This window comes from Bacillus sp. XT-4 (assembly GCF_050864245.1).
In the GTDB taxonomy this organism is placed as follows: Bacteria; Bacillota; Bacilli; order Bacillales; family Bacillaceae; genus Bacillus; species Bacillus altitudinis.
Map to the genome: position 1 here is coordinate 300,640 of NZ_JBPAFI010000004.1, position 15,128 is coordinate 315,767.

The window sequence follows — 15,128 nt, forward strand, 5'->3', positions numbered from 1 at the left end:
TCCTAGGGCTGCAAAGGTTTTCTATCACGCTGAAAAGAAGAAAAGGGCTAAAATCAAATTCATTTTAGCCCTTTGTCAATAATTTGGAACCCCTGACGTTTTGGCGTCAGGGGTTTTTCCGTTATTTGCACATAATTTGGGTATTTTGGACTTATCTAGACTTTAATAAGTTAAAAAAGTAAAGAACCTAGTAGTACTTCCGATATATATACTATCTTACTAAAAGGAGTTTTCTTTTTTATGAATTTCATACAGTATTTCAAAAAACCATCGATATCAAAAAAGCTCGTTTTCTCTTTCTTATTTATTCTTTTATGCCCAATTATCGTATTGGCATTCTCTTCATATCATACGGCGAGCACCTCTTTAAATGATCAAATCATGCAAAGTGCAAAGGAAAATGTAGAACAGCTGGACAAAAACATTACGAAGGTTGTAAAAGTAAAAACAGACGCAGCCGATTTCTTTAGCAAATGGATTACGAAGAAAAAGCTGGAGCAAAAAGGAACGACTGATATTCAAGGGCGCTTTGAGCAATTCATGAGCATGAATGATGACACAGAAGGCATCTTTGTTGCTTCAAGTGATGGAAAAGTATTCTCAAGATATCCAAATCAAAAAATGCCTGCTGATTATGTCGCAACTGAGCGGGATTGGTACAAAGATGGCTGGGCGAAAAACGGTGAGCTGTCTGTTTCCGCTCCATATCCAACCGCATCAACTGGTACGCTTGTTGTGACGATTTCTAAAAAACTAGAGGATGGTTCTGGTGTTATTGCCATGAACCTGGACATTGCGAATCTAGTAAAAGAGTCTAATAGTATTAATATTGGTAAAGAAGGTCATGCTTTTATCGGAAGCCCAGATCGAACATACGTGGCACACCCAACGAAAAAAGCAGGAACAAAATTAACAGGTGATTGGGTAGACAAGCTTTATACACAAGACAAAGGTTCAATGAGTTATATGTTTGAAGGAAAAGAAAAGCAAATGGAGTTCACAACAAACAAAGCGACTGGTTGGAAAATTGCCGGTACAATGTTTGTCAATGAAGTAGAAGAAGCGGCGCAGCCAGTTTTCAACATGGCGGCCATTATATTAGCTGGTGCGCTCATCATTGGCGGGATTCTCATCTTCTTTATCATCCGTTCTATTACAAAACCACTTTCCATGCTTGTCTCCTCTTCTAAGAAGATTAGCGAAGGAGATTTAACAGAAAAAATTGATGTTAAATCAAAGGATGAAATTGGTCAGCTCGGTACAAGTTTTAATGAAATGAGTGAGTCACTCAGAGACGTCATCCAAGCTGTACAGACATCTGTTGAAAACGTGGCGTCATCGTCGGAAGAATTGACGGCAAGTGCAGGTCAAACGACAAAAGCAACCGAACATATTACATCATCCATTGAAACATTCTCGAACGGAAACGAAAATCAAAGTGAAATGGTGGAACAAAGTGCAGCCCACTTGAAACAAATGAACGAAGGGCTAAATGAAGTTGCGCAAACATCTGATGTCATTACAGAATCATCGGTTCAATCAAAAACAGTCGCAGAAACAGGCGGACAGCTTGTTGAACAGACAGTTGGCCAAATGAAAACGATTGATCATTCAGTGAAAGAAGCTGAAAGTGTGATTAACGGATTAGAGCATAAATCAAAAGATATCACCAACATTTTAGGTGTCATTAACGGTATAGCAGATCAAACGAATTTACTGGCTCTGAATGCAGCCATTGAAGCAGCACGTGCGGGTGAGTCAGGCAGAGGCTTCTCGGTTGTAGCAGAAGAAGTCCGTAAACTGGCAGTTCAATCATCAGATTCTGCAAAAGAGATTGAAAAACTCGTCAAAGAAATTGTCTCTGAAATTGAAACGTCTCAAAATATGTTCAAATCTGTGAATGAAGAAGTAAAAAATGGTCTATCAATTACAGACCAAACAAAAGAAAGCTTCTCACAAATCAATCAGCAAACGGCAGAAATTGCGACAAGAATCAATGAAATGAATACGACAGTTCGTGAGCTTTCAAAAGGATCTGAGCAAATTTCTAAAGCAGTGAATGAAATTGCAGATGTATCGAGAGAGAGTTCAGCAAGTATTCAAGATATCGCAGCATCAGCAGAAGAACAGCTGGCATCAATGGAAGAGATTAGTTCTTCTTCGACGACGCTTTCCCAAATGGCGGAAGAATTGCGTGACTTAATTAAAAAATTCAAGATCAGTGAATAATGGAAAGTGGTTCTCCTCAAGGGGAACCGCTTTTCTTTTTAAGAGATGATCTCGTACAATAGAGGAAATCCGAAGAAAAGGAGAGATGTTATGCGTTTATCAAATAAGAAGGTCATTGCGTTAGTCAGTGATGATTTTGAAGATTTAGAGCTATGGTATCCCGTTTTGCGATTAAGAGAAGAGGGGGCAACTGTCCATCTCGTAGGCGAAAAAGCAGATCATGAATATATCGGGAAGTACGGAGTGCCGGCTGTATCAGATGCAGACTTCTATTCCATTCAAGCAGATGATTATGATGCGGTTCTCGTTCCTGGGGGATGGGCGCCCGATAAACTGCGCCGATATCCAGAAGTATTAGACATCGTTCGTACGTTTGATGCAAAGGGCAAACCGATCGGACAAATCTGTCATGCCGGCTGGGTGCTCATTTCAGCTGGTATCCTGAAAGGTAAAAAAGTAACGAGTACACCTGGTATTAAAGATGATATGACGAATGCTGGAGCAGAATGGTTTGATGAAGCCGTTGTGACAGATGGTCATATTGTATCTAGCAGACGCCCGCCGGACCTTCCGCCATATGTGAAAGCATTTGCCGATGTATTAGCGGCAAACTAGATTCACATGAACAAACAAAGGGCTGTAAAACGCCCTTTGTTCATTCAATGCCTCATTACATTTGTCTGTCGGCTGGATAGATAATGCCCATTTGTCTTCTCGCCTCGTCCATGACGGACATGGTTTGAACGGATAAGGCAAATGTATTGATTGGAGACTGTCCCTTTTTTTGCTTGATGCATTGAATGAAGTGATCGATTTCATAATACATAGCCGGTTGATCATCTTTGATAGAAATATCGGTTTGCTGTCCATTCCGATCATGGATGATGATACGAGAAGGGCGATGGAATTGATCAATCACCATCGTGGCATCCTCCCCTTGAATTTCAGCAGATACATGAGATGTTGAGATTTTTGAATGGAAAAGAAGTGCTTGATGTCCTTCATATTGTAAAAGTAATGAACCGCTCCCATCTACTCCAGAAGAAAGTGTATAGCCTCTCGCGGTGATTTGATGTGGCAGCCCGAATAAATAAATGATGGGAAAGACAAGATACACGCCGATGTCCATTAAGGAGCCATTGGATAATTCCGGCTTAAAAGCGTTTGGAATCTCACCGTTTCGGTAGGCATCGTATCTTGAGGAATATTTACAGTAATGAGCGATCACTTGCCGAATGGGGCCTAGTTGATCAAGATGCTGCTTGATTTGAAGAAAATTCGGCAGAAATGTGGTCTTCATCGCTTCCATTAAGCACACCTGATATTTTTTCGCAGCAGCAATCATTTCTTCAGCCTCTTTACGGTGAGAGGCCAATGGTTTTTCACATAATACATGTTTTTGATGCGCCATCATCAGCATCGCTTGCTCTTTGTGAAGGGCGTTTGGACTTGCGATATACACAGCATCAAACGCATCACTTGCCGCCATTTGTTGTAAATTAGTAAAGACGGTATCAATGCCATACTTGTCTGCAAATGCCTGTCCTTTTTCAGCAGACCGAGAATAGACGGCCGTACATGTAAAATCCGCCACTCCTTCACCAGCCTGTAAGAATCGATCTGTAATCCAATTCGTTCCGATGACAGCAAATCGAATCATCACATTCCCTCCTTCTGCTTTTCTCTGATTATACATGCTTTGAAAGCGTTTGTATGAAAGAATCTTCTTTTTTATTGAAAAGCGGATGAAACCTTTACCTTAGCTGATGCGTCTTACATAAAGAATATAAATGTACGAAAAGTGGATAGTTTCCTCCTTCATTCGGGTAATACTTGAGAAGGAGGGAGGAGGAAACGAACATGAAGCGCATCCTACATATAGGAAGTACATACGCATTCGCGCTTTTATTTATAGCAGCCGGTGTTTTTCATGTGATAGAGCCAAGCGGCTTTGCCCGCATGATGTCTGGATGGCCATTTCCCTATGGCATCATTTATGCCACCGCATGCTTGGAATGGCTGTTGGCCGTATTACTGCTTCTTCCAAACGTAAGGATTGTGGCAGCAAAAATGATCGCTGTCTATCTGGTGCTCATTTTCCCTGCGAACCTATTTGCTGCGAGAGAAGGGATTCCATTTCCAGGGCAAGAGAGCACAGAACAAGCCTTGTTATGGATGAGATTAATCGGACAACCGATTTTGATTGGATGGGCCATGTCCATTGCGAAACGTGAAAAAAAGCTAAAACAATGATCACAAAATGATGATCAAGTAGTGTACAATTTACTAATAAAATAGCCCGTGTTTGGAGGAAAGATATGAATTCTATGCAAATGTGGAGCAGTCGATTTAGAAAATTTTTTCTTGATAACAAGTTTGTTCTCTTTTTACTCATCCTGCTATTAATAGGGTTGAATATCCTTGTTTTCATGAAAGCATCTTTTATTTTCACACCGCTCATTGTACTCATCAAAACCATTGCCTTACCGATTATTTTAACGGGGGTTGTGTATTATTTATTAAATCCAATTGTGAATTTATTAGAGAGATTTAAGGTCAAACGGATCTTTTCGATTTTGCTTTTATATATCGTCATTATTGGGATCATTACTGTGACCATTGTATCTATTATTCCTTTTTTACAAGCACAAACGATGAGTCTGTTTCATAATCTGCCAAAATACGTTGATACGGTAGAAGAACAGATTAGACAATTAACTGGAAGCAACTTTATTAGTCAAGTGCAGAAAACGATGAACTTTAACGTCTCTGAATTGGTAAGTAAAGCGTCAAGTCAAGCAACGAAGATTTTGGAAAGTACTTTTACCGGAGTCGGCACTTTCTTAGGGGCGCTTACTGAAATTATCATCTCGATCGTGACGGTTCCGTTCATTCTGTTTTATCTATTAAAAGACGGCAAAAAACTGCCTGACTATTTCTTGAAATTTATTCCGAATAAGTTTAGAGAGCATACACATATCGTGCTTCACGAAATGAACCATCGTCTAAGTTCTTATATACGCGGGCAGATCATTGTCAGCTTCTGTATCGGTATTCTTCTTTTAATTGGCTATATGATTATTGGACTTGACTATGCGCTGCTGCTGGCGATTATTGCGGCATGTACAAGTGTAGTGCCATACCTTGGTCCAACCATTGCGATTACACCAGCGATTGTGATTGCGCTTGTGACATCACCAGTGATGCTTTTAAAACTCATCATTGTCTGGACAGTGGTTCAACTTATTGAAGGGAAATTCATTTCTCCTCAGGTCATGGGGAAAAACCTTCATATCCATCCGATTACGATTATTTTTGTTCTATTAACAGCAGGTAAATTGTTCAGCGTAGTCGGCATCATTGTCGCGATTCCGACGTATGCCGTTCTGAAAGTGATCACGACCCACCTGTTTGATTGGTTCAAAATGCGATCCAATTTGTATAAAGAAGAAAAGGTTTGATGTCATAATCTTTTTTAGAAAAAAATATAGTATCATAAAGACGAGCTTTCGAAAAAGAAAGCTTGTCTTTATGTGGACATAGATGTTTGCCTTCAAAAGATCAGAATTGAAAGGAAAGAAAATCATGAATCTATGGGATTTATTCGTGGCACTGGTTTTAGGAATTGTCGAAGGATTAACAGAGTATGCACCTGTCTCGTCTACAGGGCATATGATCATTGTTGATGATCTTTGGCTAAAATCAAAAGACATCATTACGCCAGAGGCTGCAAACACATTTAAAGTCGTGATTCAGTTAGGTTCTATTTTAGCTGTCATGATCGTGTTCAAAGATCGTATTTTGAACTTGTTAGGCTTAAAGAAAAATATCACAGAAGAACAAAAGCGCAGCGGACATAAGCTGACCATTGCTCAAATTGCTGTTGGACTCGTCCCAGCCGTCATTTTAGGATTCTTATTTGAAGATTATATTGATAAATATTTGTTTGATGTGAGAACGGTCGCTGTCGGTTTGATTTTGGGGGCTGTGCTGATGCTTGTCGCTGATTGGATCAATAAACGTAAAACAGAAACAAGCTCTGTGGATAATATGACGTACAGACAAGCGCTGTATATCGGGCTATTTCAATGTTTAGCACTATGGCCAGGCTTCTCGCGTTCAGGTTCTACAATAGCAGGTGGTGTTATTCTTGGACTGAATCACCGAGCGGCGGCTGACTTTACGTTTATTATGGCCATGCCGATTATGGCGGGAGCAAGCCTCTTAACACTTGTTAAAAATGCCGAATATTTAACAACAGACATGCTTCCATTCTTTATTGTGGGCTTTGTGAGTGCGTTTATTGTGGCTCTCTTTGTTGTTCGATTCTTCCTAAAACTGATTAATAAAATCAAACTTGTGCCTTTTGCGATCTACCGAATCATCCTAGGTCTGATTTTATTTATCCTGTTTATGTAATGATGGAAAACTACTCTTTTAAAAGAGTAGTTTTTTGTTGTTTTGCCCTTTTAAACAGTAAAAATGGCCTCTTAATTGGTAGAAAAAGAAGTTTTTTCTTAAATTAGTGTTTAAGTGACAAAGAAAAGGGTAGTACATAAACATACCAATTAAAGGAGGAGTTAGAAATAATGAGGAAAACAAGTAAATTTTTTGTTAGCTCTATGATTGCTACGTCAATGGTTGCTGTCCCTTTATCTCTTACGACTTTTGGTCAAAAGGCTGAAGCTGCTACGACAACAGGTGTCGATGGAAGTGTCTCGATTGATCCAGTAGCCATTGCCGATAAAATTGAACAAGCAGTAAAATCATCTCAAAATCGTGATGGATTTGTAAAAAATGCGGCATACAGTGCATTTTATGAAGCAGGTCAAAATTACAACGTAGTTGTTCAAAACTTAAGCCAAGATCATGACTTTAGCGGACTGAACAATGTTGTCTATTATGATAGTGTTGAATATGACGGCATTACGTTTGGTATTTGGGTATTTGAAGATGGTACGTTTGTCAACAATGGTGACGGCGGCTATATTAACTGGACTTTTGTTGGCAGCTTTGACCGCGAAGAAGGAAGCGGTACTGTCGATTTCCATAAAAGATTCTAATCTCAACGTCTAAAGTCTGCCGATTCATCGGCAGACTTTTTTAAAGCGCACATTCTTCTATTTCAAAACCTAAATCTTCAATGATGTGATGATCGGTTTGAACTTGCTGTCCTTTTGTCGTTAAATAATCGCCTACAAAAATAGAGTTCGCTGCATATAATGCGAGAGGCTGAAGCGTTCGTAAATTAAACTCTCTTCCCCCAGATACTCGAATTTCCTTAGCCGGGTTGATAAATCGCATCAGTGCCAAAACCTTCAACGCTTTGATCGGATGTGTGCGTTCTTGATGTTCAAGAGGCGTTCCTTCAATTGCATGGAGAAAGTTGACGGGAATCGAATCCGCATCAAGGGCTCTAAGCGCAAAAGCCATTTCGACAATTTGCTGATTGGTTTCGCCCATCCCAATAATAATCCCTGAACATGGTGACATCCCTGACTGTTTGACCTTCTCAAGGGTCGATACGCGGTCATCATACGTATGGGTCGTTGTAATTTGAGCATGATGATCTTGATGTGTATTGAGATTATGATTATACCGATGAACACCCGCTTCCTTCAGCCGCTTCGCTTTTTCTTCATTTAATAACCCAAGGCATGCACAAACTTTCAAAGGCATTGTCTCAGTAATTTCCTTCACTGCTGCGGTGACTTCATCTAATTCACGGTGCGAAGGTGCTCTCCCGCTTGCTACAATACAATAAGTCCCTGCTTTTCTTTTTAACGCCTCACGCGCACCGGCCACAATGGTTTTTTGGTCAAGCATTGTATACCTCTCAACAGGAGCTGTTGAAATCACCGATTGTGAACAATACCCGCAGTTTTCAGGACAATATCCGCTTTTGGCGTTAAAGATCATATTTAACTTCACCTTTTTTTGAAAAAAATGAAATCTCACCTGATAAGCTGCATGCATAATAGGCAGCAACTCTGCGTCGTCTGCTCCAAGAATTTTTAGACCTTCTTCCATCGTAATCTGTTCATGATTGATGGCTTTCTTCACGATCGTTTCCCAAGACAAAGACGTTATTTTTCCCATCATAAGCCCCTCTCAATATGTAAACTTATTTTTATTAAAAGTTAACATAATGGATAGAGATTGGCAAGCACTGGTAAGCGGCTTAATTAAAAAACACAAAAAGGCGATGAACATGTAGTCATCGCCTTTTCATATGAAAAAAATCGCTTAACGAACAGTAATATAGTTAATGACGAGCTCACCTAGTGAATTATAGTAAGACACTGTAACAGAACCGCGTTGTACAGCACGGATCCAAGTGAAATTTGGAGCAGTTTGGTCTAATTGAATGGCATACGTTGCGCCTGAGACAGAAATTTGACTTGCTGGAAGTGAAACAGCGATCGAAGAACCTACAGTAAGTGTGCGGTTCACTGTAATCACTTTATTCATAATAGGAGCTTTTGCTATAACTGGTTCTTTAGGCTGTGCAGCTGCATGAGCACCTTCAGTTTGGAAGAACGTAAGAGCACCTAAAGCAGCTAAAGACAATGTACAAGCTTTCATTAATTTTTTCATCGGTAACACTCCTTTTTTTGGTATATACATATATTAATAATAATAGAATTATATGTCAATAAAAATAAGTGGAAAAATGAGTATTTTTGGTGAAAATTGTCACATATTATGTAGGGAAAGACGATTTTACCCAAAAAACACATGATTTTTTATTCATATGTCATTCTTTTTTAGGAGGAAAAAGAGACATAAAAAAAGCTGGGTATCTACCCAGCTATGTGATGCTTTATAAAAAGAGATCTTTTATTTGTCGTCTGTCTGTTTTGGCTGACGGCCTTTTTGTTTCTCTTTCTCTCTAATGTAGTTAATAAAGTCGATGGTTTGTCTTCGTGCTTCTTCAGAAAAATCGGAGGCAGCTTTAAACGCAATTTGCAAATCAGGATCATCTGCAAGATCGTCATCAGAGGCGTTTTTGTCTTTACCTGTGAGAAGATAATCTGTTGAGACCCCGTATAACTCGGCGATTTTCACAATCATTTCACCATCTGGCTTTCTCAATCCATATTCCCAGTTAGCATAGGTTGACATCGCCTTTAATCCGAGTTTTTTGGCAACGGTAGACTTACTCCATCCATGTTTCTCTCTTAATTCAGTTAGAATCTTTCCAGTCAAATTATCCATCGGAAACACCTTTTTTCATATTATGTGTAAATTTTATCATGAATTACACGGAAAAGATAAATAAATACACAAAAAGAATAAAAATATGATTGACTTACTCGTTTTGTGTATATTATCATAATGAATATAACTTACACATAATGAGTAAGAGGTGGAAACATGAAACTTGAAAATTTACGAGAAGAACGAATATTACAAGGAAAAACACAAACGTATATGGCAAAAAAACTTGGATATAAGTACACGAGTGGCTATGCAAATATAGAAATGGGCCGAACAAAGCCCAGCTTAGAAATAGCCAAGCATATTGCAGATTTGCTAAATATCGGTGTTCAAGAACTTTTTTTTGGTCAAAAGTTACACAAAAAGAGTAATAGTCTTGAGGAAGACCGTTCTTAAAAAGGGGAGACAAACAGAATGAATATCGAACATCCGATGGTGACACAAATGAATGATTTCGGCTATCCAAAACGTTACTGGCCATATGAAATGTCCCGAAATGGTTATCGATTAGAGGACGAGGACCGTGAGAAAGGATTTGATGATGATGAGACATCAGATGACATTTGATGCCCGAAAAGAAGCACAGCATTGCCTAGTACAAGCTGGCGGCTGGATCACTTTTCATCAAAAAGAGCCGATGTTTGCTTTCCCCACGGCAAAAGAAAAACGCACATACATGACCCTCATGGCAGAAAAAGCCGTTGATGACAAGAAGAAGGAAAGGATGAATGCGACATGAATCGATTGAAGCAAATCATGACATTCCTGAAATGTTTGCTCAATGCGGGTCAAAACGAACAAGACATTCGGCAGTGGGCGAAGGATGACGGGAGATCGTAGCATGGTCCTTCATTTTATCATTGAAAAAGAACATTTATGCACAAAAGAGACATTGATAAACAGAATTCAAGCAGCCGCAAAAGCGCAATGCTCAAGCAGAATAAAAGGCGCATTATCACTCGACATTCGCTTATTTTACAATATGCCCATTGATCTAGCGAACAGCCAAGACACGCGTACATCTGCTGAAAAAGGCTTGATACGCCCAGTACACATCAGCATTCTTCAACCAAGTTTGCAGTATATACAAGAAGCACTTCATGCCATTGCCGATGACGCCTCTTTACAGATTGTAGAATTAAGAGTTTCACAGTTTTATAGCATGCGTCCTCGAATGGAAATCATTTTAAATACGATGGGTGATGATATGAGATCCTCACCACCAAATAAGGAGACAAGCATATGAACGAGCCAAAACAACTCATGATTCAAGAAAACCAGACATTTGTCGGTGAAATGGAAAAAGGAAAGATTCAAGTCATTGTGTTAGATGGAAACGTAGGAACGGCTTATATGATGGATGTACCTGAGCATGGAAAAACGATTATTCAAACAGCAAAAGGGCATTTTGCAAGAGTCGATCATGAGATTGGTTTTAAAATCAGCTAGTCTGATGAACAAGAACAACTGAATAAGTCCAAGACGGAAAGCCTGCGGACACTGATCAAGACCCTATAAAAAGGGGCTGATTGGTGTCCGTTTTTTATTTTCTTAAAAAAGGGAGAGAGCATAGATGCAAGATTTACTGATTGAATATAAAAGAAGTTTAAAAGATGCCAGAAAACGATATGAACAATTGAAAGAAAAAGAAGAGAAACAGATGTCAGATCAGGACAAACATGATCAAAAAATGATCGCCAGTATGGTCAGTGATTTAGAATACGTGGTGGAATGGCTTCAAATCGGTAGAGAGCCAGGCGCACGCAGAGGATTAGATAGACGGTCTGTGTATCAGCGCACCATTCTTGCTAATCAAGAGGTATTAGAGGCTTTATCACATGAATACACCCTCATTCAAGAGAAAGAAAGAGAGGTAAGTGAGCGGGACAAAAGGCGAATTGACGAAGCCTTATCCGTTTTGACAGATCGAGAGAAGGACGTATTTTTTATGCACACAACGCAGGGTCTGTCATTTAGCGAGATTGCGATCATGCTAGATGTAAAAAAAGGAACAGTCCAAAAACATATGGAAAGAGCTCGGACCAAAATGTCCAAAAAAGTACAAGAACGCCTATTCAGAGCTGCTGAATAGGCGTTTTTTCTTTCATCACATCAATCTTCAAAAGCTTGTCTTACAGTTGCCACCTATAGTTAGAAAGACCAAACGAATGTTTGCTAGCCCGGCACAAATGATTTCTCATCAGGGAATCATTCGAACTAAAAGGAGGCGGCAGGTGAATGTAAATGAAAGATAAACGGATAGAGGCTAAGCAGGATTATATGAAAGGGATGACGTACCAGCAACTAGCCGATCATTACAACGTCTCCATCCATACCGTTAAATCATGGAAAAGACGATACGGCTGGCAAAGACAAAAAACACCGTCAAAGCAGGCGCACTCGATCTTTCATCAATTTCTTTCAGATGAAACGATTGAGATCATGGAAAAAATGGATGGGCGCACATCTCTTGATATCATCTGGGATCAAATTCAAATTCAATACGCAGCCATTATTCGAGCGCAGCGCATCATGCATGTAGCAGATCAAGATGACATGATCAAAGAACTGAAAAAGGCGACGTACTTGCCTTCTTCATTAGAGGAAGAAACAGGCGAAGGTATTCATCCAGAGCCAGAGATCACGGCAGAGGAATTTTCGTTTCAATTTTCATGGGATCGGCATGCTACTTTTTTAAATGCCCAATCTCGTGCAATGGGAGAACTAAGACGGCTGATTAAACAGTTTGAAGAGCTCGCTCATGCGAAAGATGAACGAAGATTAAAGCTGAAGCAAATTGAGCTAACAATCGAAAAAACAAAAAAAGCAGTTCGTGAGGAAAAAGAAGAAGATCTTCATATCATGATCAAAAGAAAAGAGGACGATTCATGACGCCGTTGATTGAAAAAGAAGTCAATCCTCACTTTGAACACTTTTTGTTCGATTGGAATCAAAAGTTTCAGTTTTTAGTAGGCGGTTATGGCTCCTCCAAAAGCTATCACATTGCTTTAAAGCTGATTTTAAAACTGCTTGAGGAAAAACGGACAGCACTTGTCATTCGAGAAGTGTATGATACGCACCGGGAGTCGACCTACTCTCTTTTACAAGAAATCGTCAGCGATCTTGGCATCGATCATCTAGTAAAGTGCCGCAGTTCACCGCTTGCACTCACTTTTCGCAATGGGAGCAGCATTTTATTTAAAGGACTGGACAAGCCTGAGAAATTGAAGTCGATCAACAACATCTCAATTATTTGGATTGAGGAGTGTTCCGAGGTTTCTTATGAAGGGTTTAAAGAACTGCTTGGAAGGCTGAGACATCCGGTTTTACCTCTTTATATGATGTTATCGACGAATCCCGTTGGTCAGGATAATTGGACGTACAGACATTTCTTTCGAGATGAACAGCTGAAACGTTTTGTCCTTGATGACGAAACCTTATACAAACAGCGAACCATCGTGATAAAAGATACGTACTATCACCACTCAACAGCAGAAGACAATCTATTTCTTCCTAAAAGCTATGTCAAGCAGCTGGATGAGCTAAAAGAATACGATCCAGATCTTTATCGAATTGCAAGGAAGGGATACTTCGGTATCAATGGCACAAAAGTGTTTCCGCAATTTGAGGTCAGACAGCATGCTGACGTATTAGAAGCGATCGGGCAGATTGAAAGACCGCTGAAACGGGCGGGGATGGATTTTGGATTTGTCGAATCCTACAATGCGCTCATTCGGTTAGCTGTCGATCATGAAAAAAAGTACTTATATATTTATTGGGAATATTACGACCGCGGGAAAACGGATGATGAAACAGCTGTTGATCTGAAAGAATTTGTTGAATCAAAGGAACTCATTAAGGCAGACGCAGCAGAACCTAAAACGATTCACTATTTTCGGCAACGCGGATTTCAAATGGTCGCTGCGCATAAGTTCCAAGGGTCACGTTTGCAATATACAAAGAAAATCAAACGATTTAAGAAAATCATTTGTTCCGATGCTTGCCCTTATACCATCTATGAACTTCAATCACTAACCTATAAGGCAGATAAGAACGGCCGCTTAGAGGAAGATGAATTTCAAATCGATCCACACACATTATCTGCCATTTGGTATGCGCTAGATGATTATGAGGTGACCGATTTGAAACAGACTGCTTCAGAGCGTGTCCGTCCAAACCGAGAGAGGAGGTCCATACAATGAAACAATTAAAAGCAACGATTATGAAGGCCAACATGTCTGATCATACAAAACAAATGTATGAGGATGAATTTTCATACGAAAAAGATGACATTGTCCCCCCGCCCTACCATATCAATGAATTAAAAAGCATGGCAGAATACTCAACGATTCTTCAGCAATGTATAGATGCGTATCGAACAAACATTTTAGGTTTTGGATTTGGGGTGGAATACGCCTTTGATTTTAATGCGGAAGATGTGAAACCGGTCAAAAAGAAGACAGCCGAGAAGGAATGGACAAGACTCGAAGAGTTTACGAAATACATGAACTATGATGAGTCTGCTGACGTAATTCTTGGTTATGTCCTAGAAGACCGGGAGAAAACAGGAAATGGCTTTTTAGAGGTGCTGCGGGATGGACAAGGAAAGCCGGCAGGAATCGAGTATTTGGATGCACTCCATATCCGCATTTGCAAGCTAAGTGAGCCAGTCGACGTCGAATTCCGCTACACAGAAAACGGCGAATTAAAGACGATGAATCGCAAGAAACGATTCCGAAAATATGTGCAGGTCATCAATGAGAAGAAAGTCTTTTTCAAGGAGTATGGTGATCCGCGCATATTAAATTGTGAAACAGGCAAGTACGATGATGCTACACCAGAACCACTTCAAGCAACAGAAGTCATCCATTTTAAAATTGGCAGTGGGACGTATGGGATTCCCCGCTGGATTGGCAACATCGTCAATATGTATGGCGCACGAAAAGCAGAAGAGCTGAATTATCTTTATTTTAAGCAAGGACGGCATGTACCTGGTGCCATCATTGTTGAAAACGGCATGCTGTCAGAGACTTCTTATCAGCAGCTACAAGATTATATGGATGATATTGAAGGCTCTGACCATGCGCATAAGTTTTTATTGCTTGAAGTAGAAGGACTTCCGACAGAAAAAGGATTAACAGGTGAAGAAGATGTATCAAATGTCAAAGTGAACTTTAAATCCTTGGCGGAAATCCTGCAAGAGGATGCGCTCTTTTTAGAATACGATGAAAAGACGAGAAATAAAATCCGCTCCGCTTTTCGTCTGCCGCCTATTTACACAGGAGAGTCACAAGATTATAACAAGGCTACAGCAGATACCGCGCGAAAAACAACGGAGGAGCAAGTGTTTCAGCCAGAGCGGCATCTTATTACAGGGAAACTCAATACTCTTTTTCTCCCGGATTTAGATATATGGCATGTCCGCTTTCTATTAAATGGTCCTGACTTTAGAGATCCATTAGAGATAGCGAAGGTTCTAACACCATTTATTCAGGCTGGGGCAGTATCGCCAAATGATTTACGAGATCTTGCGGGGCGTATTCTTGGTAAGACGTTAGAGGAATGGCCGGAAGAATTCTACCACCGACCTTTAGAAAGCCGCATAAAAACAGCTGATGGGCTGTCTCTATCCGAATCAAACCAGCTGGAGAAATAAAAGGACGTGAGCTTTTTTGAAA

At 40.0% G+C, this 15,128-nt stretch carries 19 protein-coding genes and 1 pseudogene; 16 read left to right on the forward strand and 4 right to left on the reverse strand.

Features of this window, described 5'->3' with window-relative positions:
* Positions 1–381: 381 nt before the first annotated feature.
* The 3 genes and pseudogenes from ACRRMM_RS13660 to ACRRMM_RS13670 form a co-directional block, all read left to right on the forward strand.
* Positions 382–1,284 (forward strand): annotated as a pseudogene (locus ACRRMM_RS13660) (HAMP domain-containing protein); the annotation flags it as partial.
* The gene (locus ACRRMM_RS13665) at positions 1,276–2,229 is read left to right on the forward strand and encodes a methyl-accepting chemotaxis protein (RefSeq protein WP_370529237.1); all 954 of its coding nucleotides are present in this window, start codon (positions 1,276–1,278) and stop codon (positions 2,227–2,229) included. The pseudogene ACRRMM_RS13660 and the gene ACRRMM_RS13665, both read left to right, overlap by 9 nt.
* Before the next feature lie 90 nt (positions 2,230–2,319).
* Positions 2,320–2,844, forward strand: a complete 525-nt coding sequence (locus ACRRMM_RS13670) for a type 1 glutamine amidotransferase domain-containing protein (RefSeq protein WP_008344162.1) — start codon at positions 2,320–2,322, stop codon at positions 2,842–2,844.
* 55 nt (positions 2,845–2,899) lie between these two features.
* Here ACRRMM_RS13670 and ACRRMM_RS13675 read toward each other — a convergent pair whose 3' ends face one another.
* The gene (locus ACRRMM_RS13675; RefSeq protein ID WP_019743561.1) at positions 2,900–3,889 is read right to left on the reverse strand and encodes a Gfo/Idh/MocA family protein; all 990 of its coding nucleotides are present in this window, start codon (positions 3,887–3,889) and stop codon (positions 2,900–2,902) included.
* Positions 3,890–4,089: 200 nt separating this feature from the next.
* Here ACRRMM_RS13675 and ACRRMM_RS13680 point away from each other — a divergent pair, with 200 nt between their 5' ends.
* The 4 genes from ACRRMM_RS13680 to ACRRMM_RS13695 all read left to right on the forward strand — a co-directional run bounded on the left by ACRRMM_RS13680 (position 4,090) and on the right by ACRRMM_RS13695 (position 7,292).
* Positions 4,090–4,482 (forward strand): DoxX family protein, encoded by a 393-nt coding sequence (locus ACRRMM_RS13680; protein WP_008344160.1) that lies wholly within the window; start codon positions 4,090–4,092, stop codon positions 4,480–4,482.
* Between the two features lie 65 nt (positions 4,483–4,547).
* Positions 4,548–5,690: an AI-2E family transporter gene (locus ACRRMM_RS13685; RefSeq protein ID WP_099496708.1), complete on the forward strand. Its 1,143-nt coding sequence runs from the start codon at positions 4,548–4,550 to the stop codon at positions 5,688–5,690.
* A 124-nt stretch (positions 5,691–5,814) separates the two neighbouring features.
* Positions 5,815–6,648 (forward strand): undecaprenyl-diphosphate phosphatase, encoded by an 834-nt coding sequence (locus ACRRMM_RS13690; protein ID WP_024719699.1) that lies wholly within the window; start codon positions 5,815–5,817, stop codon positions 6,646–6,648.
* Positions 6,649–6,818: 170 nt separating this feature from the next.
* Positions 6,819–7,292, forward strand: a complete 474-nt coding sequence (locus ACRRMM_RS13695; protein ID WP_007500557.1) for a hypothetical protein — start codon at positions 6,819–6,821, stop codon at positions 7,290–7,292.
* 40 nt (positions 7,293–7,332) lie between these two features.
* On the opposite strand, the gene bioB is transcribed toward ACRRMM_RS13695, so the two are convergent.
* From bioB to ACRRMM_RS13710, 3 genes are all read right to left on the reverse strand, one after another.
* Positions 7,333–8,328 carry a biotin synthase BioB gene (bioB, locus tag ACRRMM_RS13700; RefSeq protein ID WP_428828577.1) on the reverse strand — a complete coding sequence of 332 codons (996 nt, stop codon included), beginning with the start codon at positions 8,326–8,328 and terminating at the stop codon, positions 7,333–7,335.
* A 147-nt stretch (positions 8,329–8,475) separates the two neighbouring features.
* Positions 8,476–8,826, reverse strand: coding sequence for a hypothetical protein (locus tag ACRRMM_RS13705; RefSeq protein ID WP_003213146.1), 351 nt, complete (start codon positions 8,824–8,826; stop codon positions 8,476–8,478).
* A 243-nt stretch (positions 8,827–9,069) separates the two neighbouring features.
* Positions 9,070–9,447, reverse strand: a complete 378-nt coding sequence (locus tag ACRRMM_RS13710; protein WP_007500560.1) for a helix-turn-helix domain-containing protein — start codon at positions 9,445–9,447, stop codon at positions 9,070–9,072.
* A 159-nt stretch (positions 9,448–9,606) separates the two neighbouring features.
* Between ACRRMM_RS13710 and ACRRMM_RS13715 the strand changes: the two genes are divergently transcribed.
* The 9 genes from ACRRMM_RS13715 to ACRRMM_RS13755 all read left to right on the forward strand — a co-directional run bounded on the left by ACRRMM_RS13715 (position 9,607) and on the right by ACRRMM_RS13755 (position 15,106).
* Positions 9,607–9,846, forward strand: a complete 240-nt coding sequence (locus ACRRMM_RS13715) for a helix-turn-helix transcriptional regulator (RefSeq protein ID WP_017358976.1) — start codon at positions 9,607–9,609, stop codon at positions 9,844–9,846.
* Positions 9,847–9,864: 18 nt separating this feature from the next.
* Positions 9,865–10,017 carry a hypothetical protein gene (locus tag ACRRMM_RS13720; protein WP_162835675.1) on the forward strand — a complete coding sequence of 51 codons (153 nt, stop codon included), beginning with the start codon at positions 9,865–9,867 and terminating at the stop codon, positions 10,015–10,017.
* Positions 9,995–10,189, forward strand: a complete 195-nt coding sequence (locus tag ACRRMM_RS13725; RefSeq protein WP_238548182.1) for a hypothetical protein — start codon at positions 9,995–9,997, stop codon at positions 10,187–10,189. Before ACRRMM_RS13720 ends, ACRRMM_RS13725 begins: the two co-directional genes overlap by 23 nt.
* Positions 10,190–10,291: 102 nt before the next feature.
* Positions 10,292–10,696: a hypothetical protein gene (locus tag ACRRMM_RS13730; RefSeq protein ID WP_019743564.1), complete on the forward strand. Its 405-nt coding sequence runs from the start codon at positions 10,292–10,294 to the stop codon at positions 10,694–10,696.
* A 17-nt stretch (positions 10,697–10,713) separates the two neighbouring features.
* The gene (locus ACRRMM_RS13735) at positions 10,714–10,899 is read left to right on the forward strand and encodes an XtrA/YqaO family protein (protein WP_370648332.1); all 186 of its coding nucleotides are present in this window, start codon (positions 10,714–10,716) and stop codon (positions 10,897–10,899) included.
* Positions 10,900–11,023: 124 nt separating this feature from the next.
* A complete protein-coding gene (locus ACRRMM_RS13740; protein ID WP_428828576.1) occupies positions 11,024–11,542 on the forward strand; it encodes a sigma-70 family RNA polymerase sigma factor in 519 nt (172 codons plus the stop codon).
* 152 nt (positions 11,543–11,694) lie between these two features.
* Positions 11,695–12,342, forward strand: a complete 648-nt coding sequence (gene terS, locus ACRRMM_RS13745) for a phage terminase small subunit (RefSeq protein WP_007500563.1) — start codon at positions 11,695–11,697, stop codon at positions 12,340–12,342.
* An 8-nt stretch (positions 12,343–12,350) separates the two neighbouring features.
* The gene (locus tag ACRRMM_RS13750; protein ID WP_160758062.1) at positions 12,351–13,652 is read left to right on the forward strand and encodes a PBSX family phage terminase large subunit; all 1,302 of its coding nucleotides are present in this window, start codon (positions 12,351–12,353) and stop codon (positions 13,650–13,652) included.
* A complete protein-coding gene (locus ACRRMM_RS13755) occupies positions 13,649–15,106 on the forward strand; it encodes a phage portal protein (RefSeq protein ID WP_428828575.1) in 1,458 nt (485 codons plus the stop codon). The genes ACRRMM_RS13750 and ACRRMM_RS13755 overlap by 4 nt, the downstream gene beginning before the upstream one ends.
* Positions 15,107–15,128 lie beyond the last annotated feature (22 nt).